Raw genomic sequence first — 15,611 nt, forward strand, 5'->3', positions numbered from 1 at the left:
GGCCGTTCGCCGTTCCCGCTGGAAAGGATCGATCCCCCCACACAGAACCCTCGCGATCGCCCGCCGATCGCATCTCTGCGGGAAGTGAACCACATGCGCGCCTTACTGGCAACGCGATGAAAAACCCCACAAGACAGTAGGTCTCGGGGCGGCCGGGTTCAGTGGCGGTTAGTCGAGGTCGTCGTGACGCATCAGCAGCCGGGCCGCCTCGGTGACCGAGCCGGTGAGCGACGGGTACACCGAGAAGGTCTGGGCGAGATCGTTGACGGTCAGATTGTTCTGGACCGCCAGCGCGATCGGCAGGATGAGCTCCGAGGCGATCGGGGCGACGACCACACCGCCGATGACCACACCGGTCGCGGGCCGACAGAAGATCTTGACGAAACCCCTGCGCAGACCCGACATCTTGGCACGCGGGTTGGTATTCAGCGGCAGCATGACCGTGCGCGCGGGCACCTCGCCGTTATCGATGGCCGTCTGGCTCACGCCGACGGTCGCGATCTCCGGACGGGTGAATACGGCCGAGGCGACCGTCTTCAGCCGGATCGGGCTGACGCCCTCACCCAGCGCGTGATACATCGCGATGCGGCCCTGCATGGCGGCCACCGAGGCCAGCGGCAGCAGGCCGGTGCAGTCGCCCGCCGCATAGATACCGGGCACCGAAGTGCGCGACACCCGGTCCACCCGCAGGTAGCCACCGCGGTCGAGTTCGATGCCGACCCGTTCCAGGCCGAGGTCGTCGGTATTGGGGATCGAGCCGACGGTCATCAGCGCATGCGTGCCCGTGACGGTGCGGCCGTCCGAGAGCTTGACCACGATCCCCTCGGCGGTGCGCTCCACCGCATCGGCGCGCGCGTGCTTGACCAGTTCGACACCGCGTTCGGCGAGCGCGTCCTCGAGCACGAGCGCGGCATCCGCGTCCTCACCGGGCAGCACCCGGTCGCGGCTCGAGACCAATTTCACCCGCACACCCATTTCGGTATATGCGGAGACGAATTCGGCGCCGGTCACACCCGAGCCGACCACGACCAGGGTCTCCGGGAGTTCTTCCAGGTCGTAGAGCTGACGCCAGTTCAGGATGCGCTCGCCGTCGGGCTCGGCGCCGGGCAACACGCGCGGGCTCGCACCGGTGGCGATCAACACCACTTCGGCCTCGACGGCCTCCTCGGTGCCATCGGCCAGCAGCGCGCGCACCCGGTGCGCGGCCATGCCAGTGGCCGGATCGCTGAGCTGTCCGCGTCCGGCCAGCACCGTTACGCCCGCGGCCTGCACCTTGGATCGGATGTCGGAGGACTGGGCCAGCGCCAGCGCCTTCACACGCGCGTTCACTTCGCCCAATTCGATCTGGGCCTGGCTCGGATCGAGGGTAATGCCCAGGTCACGGGCGCGACGCAGATCGGTGCGCACGCCCGTCGAGGCAATGAAAGTCTTCGACGGCACGCAGTCCCAGAGGACGCACGCCCCGCCGATGCCGTCGCTATCGATCAGGGTGACCGTGGCCCCATGTTGGGCCGCCACCAATGCCGCTTCATAACCGGCCGGTCCGCCACCGATGATCGCTATGCGAGTCATGGATACCTCCGCTGGAGCTGTTCGACCGGGATCTCCGGTGCCGGTAAACAACGTTAGCTGGCGAACACACGGTCATCTCGCCGGGATAGAGACGATGCGCGCAGGTTATTGGATACCCTTGCGTCGTGCCGATCTACGCCGCCTACGGGTCCAACATGGACTCGTCCCAGATGCTCGAGCGCTGTCCGCACTCCCCCATGTACGGGACGGGCTGGTTGGAGGGCTGGCGCCTCACCTTCAGCGGTGACGACATCGGCTGGGAGGGCCCGCTGGCCACCGTCGTCGAGGAGCCCGACTCGCGGGTGTTCGTGGTGCTCTACGACGTCTCCCCCGAAGACGAAGAGCGCCTCGACCGCTGGGAGGGTTCCGATTTCGGTATCCACCGCAAGATCCGGCTGCGCGTGACGCCGAGTGCGGGCAGCGGTTCCGAACCCATCCTGGCCTGGCTGTACGTACTCGATGCGTACGAAGGCGGGCTACCTTCGGCGCGCTATATCGGCGTGATGGCCGATGCGGCCGAAAAGGCAGGCGCGCCAGCGGAATACGTGCACGCGCTGCGCACTCGCAACAGCAAGAACGTCGGTCCCGGATTCTTCGGTAGCTGAACAAACACGGAAGCGGCCGACCCCTTTTTCGAGGTCGGCCGCTTCCTTGGCCTCGTCAGCTCGCGTTCAACACGATATTGCTGAGTACCCGGACACCGACGGCCAGCGCGCGCTCGTCGAGATCGAAGGTCGGCTGGTGCAGATCCAGCTGCTCGCCGTGCCCGGACCAAACGCCGAGGCGGGCCATCGCGCCCGGCACCTCCTCCTGGTACCAGGAGAAATCCTCACCGCCACCGGACTGCAAGGTGTCGGCGAGCGCGTCCGGGCCGAGCATGCGGATCGCGTCCTCGAACATCCTGGTCGAGTGCTCGTCATTGACCACCGGCGGTACGCCGCGACGGTAGTTCAACTGGTAGCGCACCCCGGTCGGAGCGAGCAGGCCGTCCACGATCTCGCGCACCATCGGCTCCAGCAGCGACCAGGTCGCGTGATCGCCGGTGCGGACGGTGCCGGTGAGCATGCCGGTCTGCGGTATCGCATTGGGCGCCTTGCCCGCGCTGACCGCACCCCAGACCATCACCGTGCTGGTGCGCGGGTCGATGCGGCGGCTGAGCAGACCGGGCAGGCCGGTGATCACGGTGCCGATGGCGTAGACCAGGTCGCTGGTCAGATGCGGGCGCGAGGTGTGCCCACCCGGCGAATCGAGGACCAATTCGATGGTGTCGGCCGCCGAGGTGATCGCACCGACCCGGATGCCGACCCGGCCGACCTCGAGGCGCGGATCGCAATGCAGTGCGAAGATCCGGTCGACGCCCTCCATCGCCCCGGCGGCGACCATATCTATGGCGCCGCCCGGCATCACCTCTTCGGCGGGCTGGAAGACGAACCGCACGCCGACCGGCAGTTCCTGATCGGCCAGCGCGAGCGCGGTGCCGAGCAGGATCGTGGTGTGCGCGTCGTGCCCACAGGCATGCGAGACGCCGGGCACGGTCGAGGCGAAGCTGAGTCCGGTGAATTCCTGCAGCGGGAGCGCGTCCATATCGGCGCGCAGGCCGATGCGCGGTGCGTCCACCGGACCGATGTCACAGAGCACTCCGGTGCCGTTGGGCATCTTCTGCGGCGTCAATCCCGCCTTGGTCAGCCAGGCCGAGACGAACTCGGTGGTGGCGAATTCGGTGCGGGAGAGCTCCGGGTTCGCGTGGATGTGCCGACGCCACTGGACGAGATCGACCGTGTGCTCGGCCAGCCAGGAATCGACCGCATCCGGGCCGACTTCCGCGATATCCGATTGCGCGGCGCTCCCCTGGCCCCCCATGGTCGCGCGCGTCACCGTCCCGGAGCGTGTCGCGTGCGCCGCGGAACGGCCGGTAATGCTCACCGAATGTCCTCCTGTCGTTGAACGAGCCGTTGCAACAACCTGTCCCTATGTACTTGATCGCGGGCTACGGCGATAGCGGTACGCGCGAGCGCGATCGCACCGTCGGTTACCGCACGATCGGCCGAAGCGTTGACGCTCGCCGCGGCGAAGCCGGGCTGATGCGTCACCGCCCCACCGGCATCTATGCCGATGACCGGATGTATGCCCGGTATGACGTTGGTGACGTTGCCCATATCCGTACTCCCGAGCGGTCGCTGCGCCTCGAGTTCCGGTGCGATCGGCACCCGGCCCAAGTCCACGATCTGCTCGCGATAGGCAAACAGTAATCCCGAATCGGGCGTCAGCTCGGTATATGTCGGCGCAACCGTCCGGATTTCGTGAGTGCAGCCGGTCGCCAGCGCACCCGCCTCGAAACAAGCCGACGCTCGTCGCATCAGATCGTCGAGGGATGCGGAGTCGACTGCGCGTAGGTAATACAGCAGTTCCGCACGTCCGGGAACGATGTTGGGGGCTACGCCACCGTCGCTGACTATACCGTGCAGTTGCTGTCCGGGTCGGAGATGTTGACGCAGCAATCCGAGAGCAACCTGCGCGACGGTCACCGCGTCGCCCGCATTCCGGCCCAGTTCCGGGGCGGCGCTGGCATGCGCCTCGTGGCCGTGGAAGACCACCGACAGATCCGCCAGCGCCAGCGAGCGCGCGTCGACGATATCGATGGGGCCGGGGTGCACCATCAACGCCATGGCGACACCGTCGAAGACGCCGCGCTCGAGCATCAGCACCTTGCCGCCGCCGCTCTCCTCGGCGGGTGTTCCGAAGACGACGACGGTGATGCCGAGCGCGTCGGCCACCTCGGCGAGGCCGAGCCCGGCGCCGACCGCGGCAGCCGCGATGATGTTGTGCCCGCAGGCGTGCCCGATCTCGGGCAGTGCGTCGTATTCGGCGCAGATACCCACCGTGAGCTCGCCGGATCCGTAGGTCGCCCGGAATGCGGTCGGCAGGTCGGCGATGCCGGTCTCGACGGCGAAACCGCGCTCGGCCAGCGGCGCGATGGTCTTGGCGACGCTGCGGGATTCCTCGAACGCCAGCTCCGGTTCGGCGTGGATCGAATGCGATAGCGCGACCAGTTCGGGCGCTGCGGCCAGGATCGCGGCCTCCGCCGCCGCACCCGGGTGCGCGTGGTGGTCCGTGCGTGATTCGGGGTGCCCGCTGCGCGGTGGTGGCATGGCACACAGTCTGGCACTGCGCCGACGATCGGGCGCACCCTGCGCCACGAGGCGATGCCGCCGTGCGGCGCAAGGTTTGTGATCAGCGTGCGGTTATCCCGGGGCGAACGCCAGATTCTCCGGGGTGGTGGGGGTCGCGAGCCCGGCCAGCGCCTTGGCGTGCAGCGACCGCTTGATCACCGGCAGATTGGGCTTGCGATTTGCCGCGAGGGCGCCCGCACGCTCGATCGCGGACTTCAGCAACACATCAGCATCCGCCTTTGCGTCGACAATTCCCGCGGAAATGGCCTCGTCGGCGGCGAAGCGATGACCGGCGGTCATGGCCTGGACGCAGACCTGATTGGTGAGGCGCTCGGTGAGCAGCGCGTTCATGCCGACCGTGAACGGCATGCCGAGGTGCACCTCGGGCAGGCACCAGAAGCCGCGGTCGGCGCGCATCACCCGGAAATCGTGCGAGGTGGCGAGCATGGCGCCCGCGCCGAAGGCGTGACCGTTGACGGCTGCGACCGTGGGCAGCGGGAAGGTCAGCAGGCGGGTGTAGATGCTGTGCACGCGATCGAGGTAGCCGTGCATCTTGTCCAGGTTGCCGAACAGCCAGTCGGTATCGAGCCCATTGCTGTAGAACTTCCCACTCGCCGTAGTCACCAGCGCCGCCGGTCCCTCGGACGCCTCGACCTGGTCCAACAGCCCGTGGAACGCATCGATCCAATCCGGATGGAAACGGTTCTCACTATCCGTCTGCCCCTCGCTCCCGAGATAGACGACGAACACATCCCCTTCACGCTCCAGATACGGCATGCGTGCAGCGTAACGGCTACACAGTGGAATACCTACCCACGGGTAGCTAACATTCGGCGGGTAGATCAAGATCAGGTGGCACTGGTGGCGGGGGGTTCTCGGGCGATACCGCCATGAATTCCACCTGATCTTGAAATGGGCCGTCGTCGATGGCCACGCTGAGTGTGAGTTGGTTCGGTTGCGATGGGGGCTGTGGTTGGGCACGGACTTCTTGGCGGTGGCGTCGGGATGGTTTGTCGCCCCTGGTTTGCCGGGAACGATGCTGAGCACGTCGTCTGCCGTACCCGGCTGACCTCCCGCAGCCAGGTGGGCAGAACGGCGGCTTCCAGCGTGGTGGGCTGGCTGTGGTTGCGTCTCGAGATTTGTCGAAAGTCTTACGAGCGTCAGTCGCGCCCGCACTGCTGGCGACTGCTCGCGGGTTGCTCGGGAGGGTCGGCCGCGAGAGACCTGGGGGCCGCGAATACGCGGCGCCGCGGGCGCGGCAAATCAGATACGGTGACGGCATGCTTGCCGAACAGGCCGCGAGGGCGATTGCCGAACGTACGGGAGTGGAACGGCACCGGGTTGCGGTGGTGCTGGGATCGGGCTGGCAGGAGGCGGCCGCGGAGATCGGGACGCCGTCGGCATCGGTGCCGATGCCGGAGCTGCCGGGATTCGGGACGCCGAGTGCGCAAGGGCATGTCGGGATGGTGCATTCGGTCACCGTCGACAACACGCCCGTACTGCTGCTGATGGGGCGTCAGCATCTGTACGAGGGCTATCAGCCGAGCGATGTCGTGCATCCGGTGAGCGCGGCGATCGCGGCGGGCGTGGAGACCGTGGTGCTCACCAATGCCGCGGGCGGGATCCGGGACGGACTGCGCGTCGGTGAGCCGGTGCTGATCAGCGACCATCTCAATCTCACCGGCCGCACGCCGCTGGCGGGCGCGACCTTCGTCGATCTCGTGGACGCGTGGGACCCCGGATTGCGTACGCTGGCAAGGGAAATCGACCCGAGTCTGACCGAGGGCGTCTACGCGGGGCTGACCGGACCGCAGTACGAGACTCCGGCCGAGATCCGAATGCTGCGCACCATCGGCGCGGATCTGGTCGGCATGTCGACGGTGCTCGAGGTGATCGCGGCACGTGCGCTCGGCGCCCGAGTGCTCGGTATCTCGCTGGTCACCAATCTCGCCGCGGGCGTCACGGGTGCGCACCTCTCGCATGCCGAGGTACTCGCCGAAGGACATGCGGCCGCACCGCGTCTCGGCAAATTGCTGCGCGGCGTACTGGAACGGCTGTAGATGCTGCGCTTCGGCACCGCCGGGCTCCGCGGGCCGCTGCAGGACGGGCCCGACGGCATGAACGTGGACACGGTGAGCCGGACGACCGCCGGACTCGTGGACTGGTTGCGCGGTCGCTGCCTCGGCGGCGGCGCGGTGGTCGTCGGGCGCGACGCCAGGCACGGCTCCGCCGAATTCGCCATCGCCACCGCGGAAATCTTTGCCGCCGCGGGCTTTCCGGTGACGCTGCTGCCGCGGCCGCTGCCCACCCCTGTCGTCGCGTACGCAGTGCGTGAGCTGGGAGCCGTCGCCGGAGTACAGATCACCGCATCGCACAATCCGGCGACGGACAACGGCTACAAGGTGTACCTGGATGGCGGTTCGCAGCTGATCGCACCGGCCGACACCGAGATCGAGCGCTGCATCGAGGCCGTCACCGAGCCGATCCCCCGCACACCGGTCTCACCGGCCGCCGATGACCTGGTGCGCCGCTATATCGATCGGGTGGCCCAACTGCCGGAGTTGATCGGCGGTCCCGGCGAGCGCTCCGATGTCCGGATCGTGTTGACACCGCTGCACGGGGTCGGCGGCGATACGGCGGTGGCTGCCCTCACCGCGGCGGGATTCAAGCATGTGCACGTCGTCGGTGCGCAATTCGCGCCCGATGCCGACTTTCCCACCGTCGCCTTCCCGAATCCCGAAGAGCCCGGTGCCACCGACCTTCTGCTCGCCACCGCCACCCGGATCGGCGCGGACCTCGCCATCGCCCTCGACCCGGACGCCGATCGCTGCGCCATCGGAATTCCGGACGACGGCGGCTGGCGCATGCTGCGCGGCGACGAAACCGGTGTGCTGCTCGGCGATTACGTGCTGCGGACCGCGCCCCCGGATTCATTGGTGGCGACCACCATCGTGTCGTCACGACTGCTCTCGAAGCTCGCCGTCGCCCGCGGCGCGCGGTACTCGGAAACGCTGACCGGCTTCAAATGGCTGGCCCGCGCGGGCGACGGTCTGGTCTACGCCTACGAGGAGGCCATCGGTCACTGCGCGGACCCGGCCGCGGTCCGCGACAAGGACGGCATCTCCGCGGCGGTACTGGCCGCCGATCTCGTCGCCCGGCTGAAGGCCGCGGACCGCACCCTCGCCGACGAACTCGACGACTACGCGGTCGAATTCGGCCTGCACGCCACCGACCAGGTCTCGCTGCGCCTACCCGACCCGGCCGCCGCCGCTGACCTGGTGAACCGCCTGCGCGCCGCCCCGCCCGGCGAAATCGCGGGCGAGCCGGTCGAATACACCGATCTGCTCCAGGTGCGCGGCCGAATGCGCACCGACGCACTGATTTTCGAGGGCGCCAGTTCCCGCATCGTGGTCCGGCCGTCGGGCACGGAGCCGAAACTCAAGTGCTATCTGGAGGTGGTCGAGCCGGTCGCCGACCGGAACACGCTCGCCGCTGCGCGAACCTCGGGTGAGCGGCGGCTTGCCGAGTTGCGGGCATACTGCGGGCAGCTCGCGAAATAGCTCATGGGGTGGCGGGACTGCTACCGGATTGTGTCGGCTGGGCTGCGGTGGGTCCTGTTGTCCTGCAGTGACTTCTCAAGTCCGCTGGCCCAAGATTGTTTTGCCTTCCCGTGGTTTTCCCGGCCGTGCCGGGCACGTCGTGTGCCGTACCCCGCTTACCTCCCGCCGTCAGGCGGGCAGCCTGTGACTTCCAGCCCGGTCGACCGGCTGCGTTCTCGAGAGTTTGTCGCGGGTAGTCGAATGGTGGTTGTGGGTGGGGTTTTCGGCAACCATTCGACTACCCTCGGTGGGGAAGAACTGCCATTCGACGACGCTCGATGGGGCGCGGGTCAGCGGGGGCCGAATTGGCGGTCGCCCGCGTCGCCGAGGCCGGGGACGATGTAGGCGTCGGAGTTGAGGCCCGAGTCGACGACCGCGGTGACCAGGCGCACGGGGAGGCCCGAAGCGGCAAGGGCGGCAATGCCTTCGGGGGCGGCCACCACACAGACCGCGGTGATGTCGGTGGCGCCGCGGGCGGTGAGCAGTTGCAGGGTGTGGCGCATCGAACCGCCGGTGGCCAGCATCGGGTCGAGTACGAAGACCGGCATCTCGGACAGGTCGGCGGGCAGTGATTCCATGTAAGGCACCGGCTGATGGGTGGTTTCGTCGCGGGCGATGCCGACGAAGCCGACCCTGGCGTCCGGAATGAGTTCGGCGGCCGCGTCGACCATGCCGAGTCCGGCGCGCAGCACCGGAACCAGCAGCGGCGGCTGCGCCAATCGCGTTCCCTCGGTGTCGGATACCGGTGTGGTGATCGGGAAATGGATCACCGGCGCGTCGCGCAGCGCCTCGTAGATCAGGATTCCGGTGAGATCACGCAGTGCGGCGCGGAAGGCCGGATTGGCCGTGCCCGCATCGCGCATCGTGGTCAGCAGGGCGGCGGCGAGTGGATGGTCCACGGTGTGCGTGCGCATGTTGGAACGATAAGGTCGAAGACGAGTTCGGCGGCAAACCTCCACCCGAATTTTTTTCGAACGGCTGGAACCGATCGGTAAGGCAGCGCGTCGAACTAGGTGGATGACGTACTCTGCCTGGGAACAACAGATGGGGGAAGCACTATGCGAAAGATGTCGGCCGACACCGAGGGCATCACTGCCTACGGCGCGACGGCCGCGACCATGTCAGGTGATCTCGCCGCCGCCGGAGTGAGCGCCGCGGCCGCCGATCCCACTCTCCTCGGCCCCATAATGGGTTTGATCGGCGGCGATTTCATGGCCGCCTACGCCGCGGCCCATGCCGGGCATGTCGCATCGATCGGTCAGTTGTCGGCGGTGCTCGCGAGCATGGGCGGTGCGGCAGCGTCTTCGGCCGTCGTGCTCGAGGAAACCGACCTGAACAATGCCGCCGGGCTGAATGCCACCGGACTGGACGGGTGACGCCGTGATCGATGTCAGCGCCCTGGTCCAGCCCCTGCTCGACCTGCTCTCCAGCTTCGGCACCGGCGTCCTGCCCACCGGCGGGCCCGCCGACGCACTGACCTCCACCTCGACCGCCGTCGACCAGGTGCACGCGGTCGGCCGCAACAGCATCAATCAGGTGAACAACGCATGGGACGGTGCGGCAGCCGATGCCGTCACCGCGAAGGCGCTGCGGGTGCAGACCTCGGCCGCCAGCATTTCCGACCGCGGCAACGACATGGCTACCGTCGTGAATCAGGCTGCCGCCCAGGTCGAAACAGGCCAGAAGGAGCTCAACGGGATCGTCCAATCGTTCGTGAACCAGGCCACCGGTCTCGGTCCGGCGCTGGCCACCCCCGAGGGACTGACGGTGCTCGTCGGCTCCGCGATCGACCACATCGGTCAGGGGCTGAACGTGGTCGGCCGCGTACGCAACGAACTCGACACCCAGACCGCGTCGATGAACGAGCTGACTCCCGCGCCGTCGACGCCGACGCTGTCCAATGTCGCAAGCACGGTCGGCACCGCCACCCAGGGCGCCTCGCAATTGTCATCGACGGTGAGCAGCGTCGCGAGCGGCGCCGGCGGCATGCTCAGCAGCCTGATGAGCACCGCGAGCAAAGCCAGCACGACGACCGCGAGCACGTCGTCCGGTTCCAAACCGAGTAGCAGCACCACGACCGGGACCGGGCAGTCGTCGACCTCTGGTAAGGGCGTGAAGATCACCCTGCCGGACGGCAGTGTGGTGGAAGCCCCGAACGAGAAGGCGGCGACGGCGGTCAAGGCGGCCATCGGCGCGGTCGGCACGCCATATGTGTGGGGTGGCAATACGCCCGGCTCCGGACTGGACTGCAGTGGTCTCACCAAGTACGCGTACGGCGAGGCCGGTGTCGACCTGCCCCGGCTGGCGCAGGAACAGGGCAACGGCCATATGCAGGTCTCGCCGGGCGATCTGATGCCGGGCGATCTGGCAGTGTGGGATGGCCACGTCGCGATGGTGGTCGGCAACGGGCAGTTCGTCGAGGCCGGTAATCCGGTCCAGATCAGCTCGGTTCGGACCGACAACATGGGTATGAACTTCTATGGCTTCTACCGGCCGACCTCATAAGTGAGCGGAGCGAACGAATAATGTCCCAGCCCCAGACCCCACCGATACCCAATGTCACGGTGGCGTCGAGCACCAACCGATCGGGCACCATCTCGGTCCGGGCCACCGACCAGGGCATGCCGATCGAGATCAAGTTCGAACGCAGCGAATACCGTTACGGCGCACAGACTCTGGCCGACGAGATCCTGCGACTGACCAAGCGCTCCACCGTCGCCGCCCGAGCCCGCCGCCGCGAGCTGCTCGCCGAGGCGGGTATGCCCGCCGACATCCTGGACAAGCTCGGCCTGCCGACGCGCCAGGCCGCGGTGGACGAACTGGACCGGATCGATGACGCGGACACGGGACCGACGAGCTGGATGAGGCCGGTATGAGCGCTGAGATGGACGCGTTGGTCGCCAACGCGACGGCGAAACTGGAAGCGCTCGAGGCCGCGCTGTACGGCCTTCAGCAGGTGCACGGCCGGTTCCGGACCGAGGACGGCACGGTCAGCGTCGAGGTGAACAGCGACGGCGCCCTGGCCGCGCTGAGCCTGTCGGAGTCGGTCACCTCACTGCCGCCCGCCGAGGTCGGCCAGCTGATCGTATGGGCCTGTCGCCAGGCCGCCGAGGACGCCGGAACGCAGCGATCGAAGGTCGTTGCGACACTGAACGAGTCGTTCGTGGTACCGCCGGAGGGTGCCCCGGGAAGCGTTGGGGGCGGGCCGGATAGTCACTGACTCGGAAGGTCGATAGGCTTCCGCACATGGCTTCTGGAGACATCGTCCCGATCGAGCTCGGCCTGACCGACGGCGATCTCGTCACCCTGTGGGCACCGCGCTGGCGCGACGGTGATGACGAGTGGGAGGCGTTCCTCGGACATGAGGACTCGCTGTACGGTTTCGAGACCGTCGCGGAGCTGGCCGCATTCATCCGGACCAACTCCGATAACGATCTCGTGGACCATCCGGCGTGGAAGGTCGTGGCCGGGCTGTCGGCGGTCGAACTGGAGCCGGAGGAGAACTTCACCTTCGATCTGGTCGGGGTGCCGGAGCTGGTCGCGAGCGATCCCGATGTCGACACCATCGCCGAGCTCGACGACACGCTCAGCATGGTGCGCAACATCGGTGAGGTGTGCGAGCTGGAGACGGTGACCAAGTTCTTCGGCTCCCATCCGGTGGTCGGCGCGCTGGCCAGCGGCGTGAGCGCCTTCGTCGGGCGCGACGGCGAGGAGCTGTGGGATCAGATCGGCGCCGCCATCGCCAAGGGCTGGGACGATGTCCTCGACGCCATCGACTCCGTGGTGCAGACCCCCGAGGTCGATGCCGAGGCGGTCGCGGTCGCGGAGGCCGAGCTGCTCGCCGCGGAGGAGAACGTCGTCGACGCCGATGACGCGGCCGACAGCGAGGAGGACGAGGAGTTCGAATCCGTCGACCTCGATGCGGACGACGAGGACGAGGAAGAAGACGAAGAGGAGGAAGACGAGTCGTTCTGGCACGAGGTCGGCATCGACCCGGTCAAGATCGTCACCTCCGACGGCACCTACTTCACGCTGCGCTGCTACCTCGACGACGAGCCGATCTTCCTCGGCAAGGACGGCTCGATCACCGTATTCGGCTCCGAGCGTGCGCTGGCCCGCTACCTGGCCGATGACCACGAGCACGAGCTGGCGCGGGTGAGCACCTACACCGATGTGCAGACCGCCGCCGTCGACGGTTCGCTCGAGGTCGAGGTGACCGACGAGAACGTCTACGTACTGCCCGGTCTCGCCGACGATCTGGGTGAGGGCCCGGAGGCCGTCGATATCGAACAGCTCGATCTGGCGGTCGAATTGTTCACCGACGCAGCCGATTACGCCGACGACGACACGGTCGAGCAGGCGCTGGCGCAGTCCACCCCGCTCGGCTGGTACGTCTCCTACCTGCTGAACCCGGACCCGACCCGCCTGGCCCCGAACCCGCCGTTCACCGCGGAGGCCCAGAGCTGGCGGGACCTGGAGCGCAACTTCGAGTCCAGGCTCACGCAGGAGAAGTAGGGCTAGCCGAGCAGGACGGCGTAACCCGGCTTGATGATGTCGTCGATGATGCGCAGCCGCTCGGGGAATGGGATGAACGCGGACTTCATCGCGTTGATGGTGAAGCGTTCGAGGTCGCTCCAGCCGTAGCCGAAGGTGTCGACCAGCTTGAGCATTTCCTGGCTCATGCTGGTGTCGCTCATCAGGCGGTTGTCGGTGTTGACGGTGACGCGGAAGCGCAGCCGCGCCAGCAGGTCGAACGGATGCTTGTCGAGTGAGGGGACCGCGCCGGTCTGCACATTCGACGAGGGACAGAGCTCGAGCGGAATTCGCGTATCCCGCACGTAGTTCGCGACCAGTCCGAGTTGCGCGTCCTCGATCGCGCCGGGAACGGTGATGTCGTCGGTGATCCGCACACCGTGGCCGAGCCGATCGCAGCCGCAGAACGCCAGCGCCTCGTGGATGGACGGCAGCCCGAACGCCTCACCCGCGTGAATGGTGAAATGCGCGCTGTTGGCTCGCATGTATTCGAAGGCATCCAGGTGACGGCTGGGCGGGAAGCCCGCTTCCGCGCCCGCGATATCGAAGCCGCCGACGCCACGGTCGCGCCACCGCACCGCGAGTTCGGCGATCTCGCGCGAACGCGCCGCATGCCGCATGGCGGTGAGCAGGCAGATCACCACGATTGGGCGACCGGCCTCGGCCGCGGCCGCCGCGCCCTCGCGGAATCCGGCGAGGGTGTGTTCGACCACCTCGTCCAGGGTCAGGCCGCGCTCGAGATGCTGTTCGGGAGCGAAGCGCACTTCGGCATAGACCACGCTGTCGGCGGCGAGGTCTTCCGCACATTCCCGAGCCACGCGGCGCAGGCCCTCGGGGGTCTGCATTACCGCGACGGTGTGCGCGAAGGTTTCCAGATAGAGCTCGAGCGAGCCGCTGTCGGCCGCATCGCGGAACCACGCCGCCAGTTCGGTCTCATTGTCGGCGGGTAGGTCGTCGTAACCGCAATCGGCGGCGAGCTCCAAAACCGTCGCGGGCCGCAGACCACCGTCGAGATGATCGTGCAGCAGCGCCTTGGGAGCTTGGCGGATCGAGGCAAGGGTCAAAGGCATCGGTCCTGTCATGACCACACGTTAGCCGCACGGACCCGTTCATGCGGCTGTGATTGCGCTCTCCGCCACCCCCGCCCGAGACATAACCCGCAATGTCCCTGCTCGAGCAGTCTTCGAGTACCGGAAAGCCCCTTTAACCAGCCAAGAATTAACGTAGCGGTCGGTTTCCTGCCTGCTTGCCGCAAACTTTTCTCCCCAACTCGGTGCGCTCGACTCGCATTCGGACTCGAACGTGTCGCAGACGAAATCGTGTGTCAGGCGAAAACGGGTGCGACGGTGTCAGGGGGCGATGCGATCCAGGATCAAGGGGGCTTGCTGCGGGGGCGCGGTTCCGATGGTGAAGGAGTTTTCGAGGGCGGCGAAGGCCCCGGGGAAGGCTTGCGGGGTGTCGGTGTGCAGGGTCAGCAGGGGTTGGCCTGTGGTTACGGAATCGCCTGGCTTGGTGTGCATTTCGATGCCCGCGCCGAATTGGACGGGGTCGCCCTGGCGGGCTCGCCCCGCGCCGAGTCGCCAGGTGGCAATGCCGACGGCCATCGCATCGAGGCGGGTGAGCACACCGTCTCGTTCGGCCCGAACGATTTCGGTGTGCTTCGCGCGCGGCAGGGGCGCGTCCGGATCGCCGCCTTGGGCCTGAACCATGGCGCGCCAATGGTCCATCGCGCGACCGTCGGCGAGGGCGTCGGCCGGGTCGATATCGAGTCCGGCCTGGGCGACCATCTCGCGGGCGAGGGTGAGCGTCAACTCGACGATGTCGGCGGGGCCACCGCCCGCGAGCACCTCCACCGATTCGGCGACCTCGAGCGCATTGCCCGCGGTGCGTCCGAGCGGAGTGTCCATCGCGGTCAGCAATGCCACCGTCCGCACCCCGGCATCGGTGCCGAGTTCGACCATGGCCGTTGCCAATTCACGCGCGCCGTCCAGGGTTTTCAGGAAGGCTCCGGAGCCGACCTTCACATCGAGTACGAGCGCGGCGGTCCCTTCGGCGATCTTCTTGCTCATGATCGAGCTGGCGATCAGCGGGATGGATTCAACGGTCCCGGTGACATCGCGCAACGCGTACAGCCGCTTATCGGCGGGGGCGAGGTCGGCACCCGCCGCGCACACCACCGCGCCGATGCCGGGATCGGACAGGATCTCCCGCATCCGCGCTACCGGCACATCGGCCCGCCATCCCGGGATCGCCTCCAGCTTGTCCAGCGTCCCGCCGGTATGCCCCAACCCGCGCCCGGAAAGCTGCGGCACAGCGGCCCCACACGCCGCGACCAACGGAGCCAGCGGCAACGTGATCTTGTCCCCCACCCCGCCGGTCGAATGCTTGTCCACCGTCGGCCGCGGCAGATCGGTGAAGTCCATCCGACGGCCCGACGCGATCATGGCATTCGTCCACCGCGCGGTCTCCCGACGCGTCATCCCCCGCCACACGATGGCCATCGCCAACGCCGCCATCTGCTCGTCGGCCACCGTCCCCTTGGTGAATCCATCCACCACCCAATCGATCTGCGCATCCGACAGCTCCCCGCCGTCCCGCTTGGCCGTAATGATCGAAACCGCGTCCACTGCCGTCACACCGGCAAGTCTGGCACGGGACACGCTCGGCCCCTGGAACTTGTCGGTGCCCTCCGATAGCCTCAGCGCACCGTCGAGTCGACATTGGGGGAGCAATGACG

General features: G+C 67.5%; 15 protein-coding genes. 8 read left to right on the forward strand and 7 right to left on the reverse strand.

Translation table 11 applies throughout. The features are described 5' to 3' along the window. Positions 1-168: 168 nt before the first annotated feature. Complete coding sequence (locus tag NP3_RS06625) at positions 169-1,572, reverse strand: NAD(P)H-quinone dehydrogenase (protein ID WP_063038809.1); 1,404 nt, start codon at positions 1,570-1,572, stop codon at positions 169-171. 125 nt (positions 1,573-1,697) lie between these two features. Between NP3_RS06625 and NP3_RS06630 the strand changes: the two genes are divergently transcribed. Next, positions 1,698-2,177, forward strand: a complete 480-nt coding sequence (locus tag NP3_RS06630; protein WP_063038811.1) for a gamma-glutamylcyclotransferase family protein — start codon at positions 1,698-1,700, stop codon at positions 2,175-2,177. Positions 2,178-2,232: 55 nt separating this feature from the next. On the opposite strand, the gene NP3_RS06635 is transcribed toward NP3_RS06630, so the two are convergent. The 3 genes from NP3_RS06635 to NP3_RS06645 all read right to left on the reverse strand — a co-directional run bounded on the left by NP3_RS06635 (position 2,233) and on the right by NP3_RS06645 (position 5,519). Then, the gene (locus NP3_RS06635) at positions 2,233-3,432 is read right to left on the reverse strand and encodes a M20 family metallopeptidase (protein ID WP_063038876.1); all 1,200 of its coding nucleotides are present in this window, start codon (positions 3,430-3,432) and stop codon (positions 2,233-2,235) included. A 59-nt stretch (positions 3,433-3,491) separates the two neighbouring features. Beyond that, complete coding sequence (locus NP3_RS06640; protein ID WP_063038813.1) at positions 3,492-4,721, reverse strand: M20 family metallopeptidase; 1,230 nt, start codon at positions 4,719-4,721, stop codon at positions 3,492-3,494. A gap of 93 nt (positions 4,722-4,814) precedes the next feature. Then, the gene (locus NP3_RS06645; protein WP_063038816.1) at positions 4,815-5,519 is read right to left on the reverse strand and encodes an enoyl-CoA hydratase-related protein; all 705 of its coding nucleotides are present in this window, start codon (positions 5,517-5,519) and stop codon (positions 4,815-4,817) included. A 503-nt stretch (positions 5,520-6,022) separates the two neighbouring features. Here NP3_RS06645 and NP3_RS06650 point away from each other — a divergent pair. Together NP3_RS06650 and NP3_RS06655 are read left to right on the forward strand one after the other, a co-directional pair. After that, positions 6,023-6,802 carry a purine-nucleoside phosphorylase gene (locus tag NP3_RS06650; RefSeq protein WP_063038818.1) on the forward strand — a complete coding sequence of 260 codons (780 nt, stop codon included), beginning with the start codon at positions 6,023-6,025 and terminating at the stop codon, positions 6,800-6,802. Continuing rightward, positions 6,803-8,302 (forward strand): phospho-sugar mutase, encoded by a 1,500-nt coding sequence (locus tag NP3_RS06655; protein ID WP_063038820.1) that lies wholly within the window; start codon positions 6,803-6,805, stop codon positions 8,300-8,302. 329 nt (positions 8,303-8,631) lie between these two features. Here the strand turns inward: NP3_RS06655 and upp are convergent, their stop codons facing one another. Beyond that, the gene (upp, locus tag NP3_RS06660) at positions 8,632-9,255 is read right to left on the reverse strand and encodes a uracil phosphoribosyltransferase (protein ID WP_063038822.1); all 624 of its coding nucleotides are present in this window, start codon (positions 9,253-9,255) and stop codon (positions 8,632-8,634) included. Between the two features lie 153 nt (positions 9,256-9,408). On the opposite strand from upp, the gene NP3_RS06665 reads away from it, so the two are divergent. Genes NP3_RS06665 through NP3_RS06685 form a run of 5 tightly spaced genes read left to right on the forward strand, consistent with a single transcriptional unit; the run spans position 9,409 to position 12,856 of the window. Beyond that, positions 9,409-9,717 (forward strand): hypothetical protein, encoded by a 309-nt coding sequence (locus tag NP3_RS06665; RefSeq protein WP_373864733.1) that lies wholly within the window; start codon positions 9,409-9,411, stop codon positions 9,715-9,717. Positions 9,718-9,721: 4 nt separating this feature from the next. Next, positions 9,722-10,846 carry a C40 family peptidase gene (locus NP3_RS06670; RefSeq protein ID WP_063038878.1) on the forward strand — a complete coding sequence of 375 codons (1,125 nt, stop codon included), beginning with the start codon at positions 9,722-9,724 and terminating at the stop codon, positions 10,844-10,846. A gap of 20 nt (positions 10,847-10,866) precedes the next feature. Next, on the forward strand, positions 10,867-11,217 hold the full coding sequence (locus NP3_RS06675; RefSeq protein ID WP_040686879.1) for a hypothetical protein: 351 nt from the start codon (positions 10,867-10,869) through the stop codon (positions 11,215-11,217). Further along, positions 11,214-11,561: a YbaB/EbfC family nucleoid-associated protein gene (locus tag NP3_RS06680; RefSeq protein WP_063038826.1), complete on the forward strand. Its 348-nt coding sequence runs from the start codon at positions 11,214-11,216 to the stop codon at positions 11,559-11,561. Before NP3_RS06675 ends, NP3_RS06680 begins: the two co-directional genes overlap by 4 nt. Positions 11,562-11,587: 26 nt before the next feature. Next, positions 11,588-12,856, forward strand: coding sequence for a SatS C-terminal domain-containing protein (locus NP3_RS06685; RefSeq protein ID WP_063038828.1), 1,269 nt, complete (start codon positions 11,588-11,590; stop codon positions 12,854-12,856). Between the two features lie 2 nt (positions 12,857-12,858). Here the strand turns inward: NP3_RS06685 and NP3_RS06690 are convergent, their stop codons facing one another. Both NP3_RS06690 and NP3_RS06695 read right to left on the reverse strand, forming a co-directional pair. Beyond that, positions 12,859-13,956, reverse strand: coding sequence for an adenosine deaminase (locus tag NP3_RS06690; RefSeq protein ID WP_063038880.1), 1,098 nt, complete (start codon positions 13,954-13,956; stop codon positions 12,859-12,861). 267 nt (positions 13,957-14,223) lie between these two features. After that, positions 14,224-15,510, reverse strand: coding sequence for a thymidine phosphorylase (locus tag NP3_RS06695; RefSeq protein WP_063038882.1), 1,287 nt, complete (start codon positions 15,508-15,510; stop codon positions 14,224-14,226). Between the last annotated feature and the right edge of the window lie 101 nt (positions 15,511-15,611).

It is taken from the genome of Nocardia pseudovaccinii NBRC 100343 (genome assembly GCF_001613225.1).
Classification (GTDB): domain Bacteria; phylum Actinomycetota; class Actinomycetes; order Mycobacteriales; family Mycobacteriaceae; genus Nocardia; species Nocardia pseudovaccinii.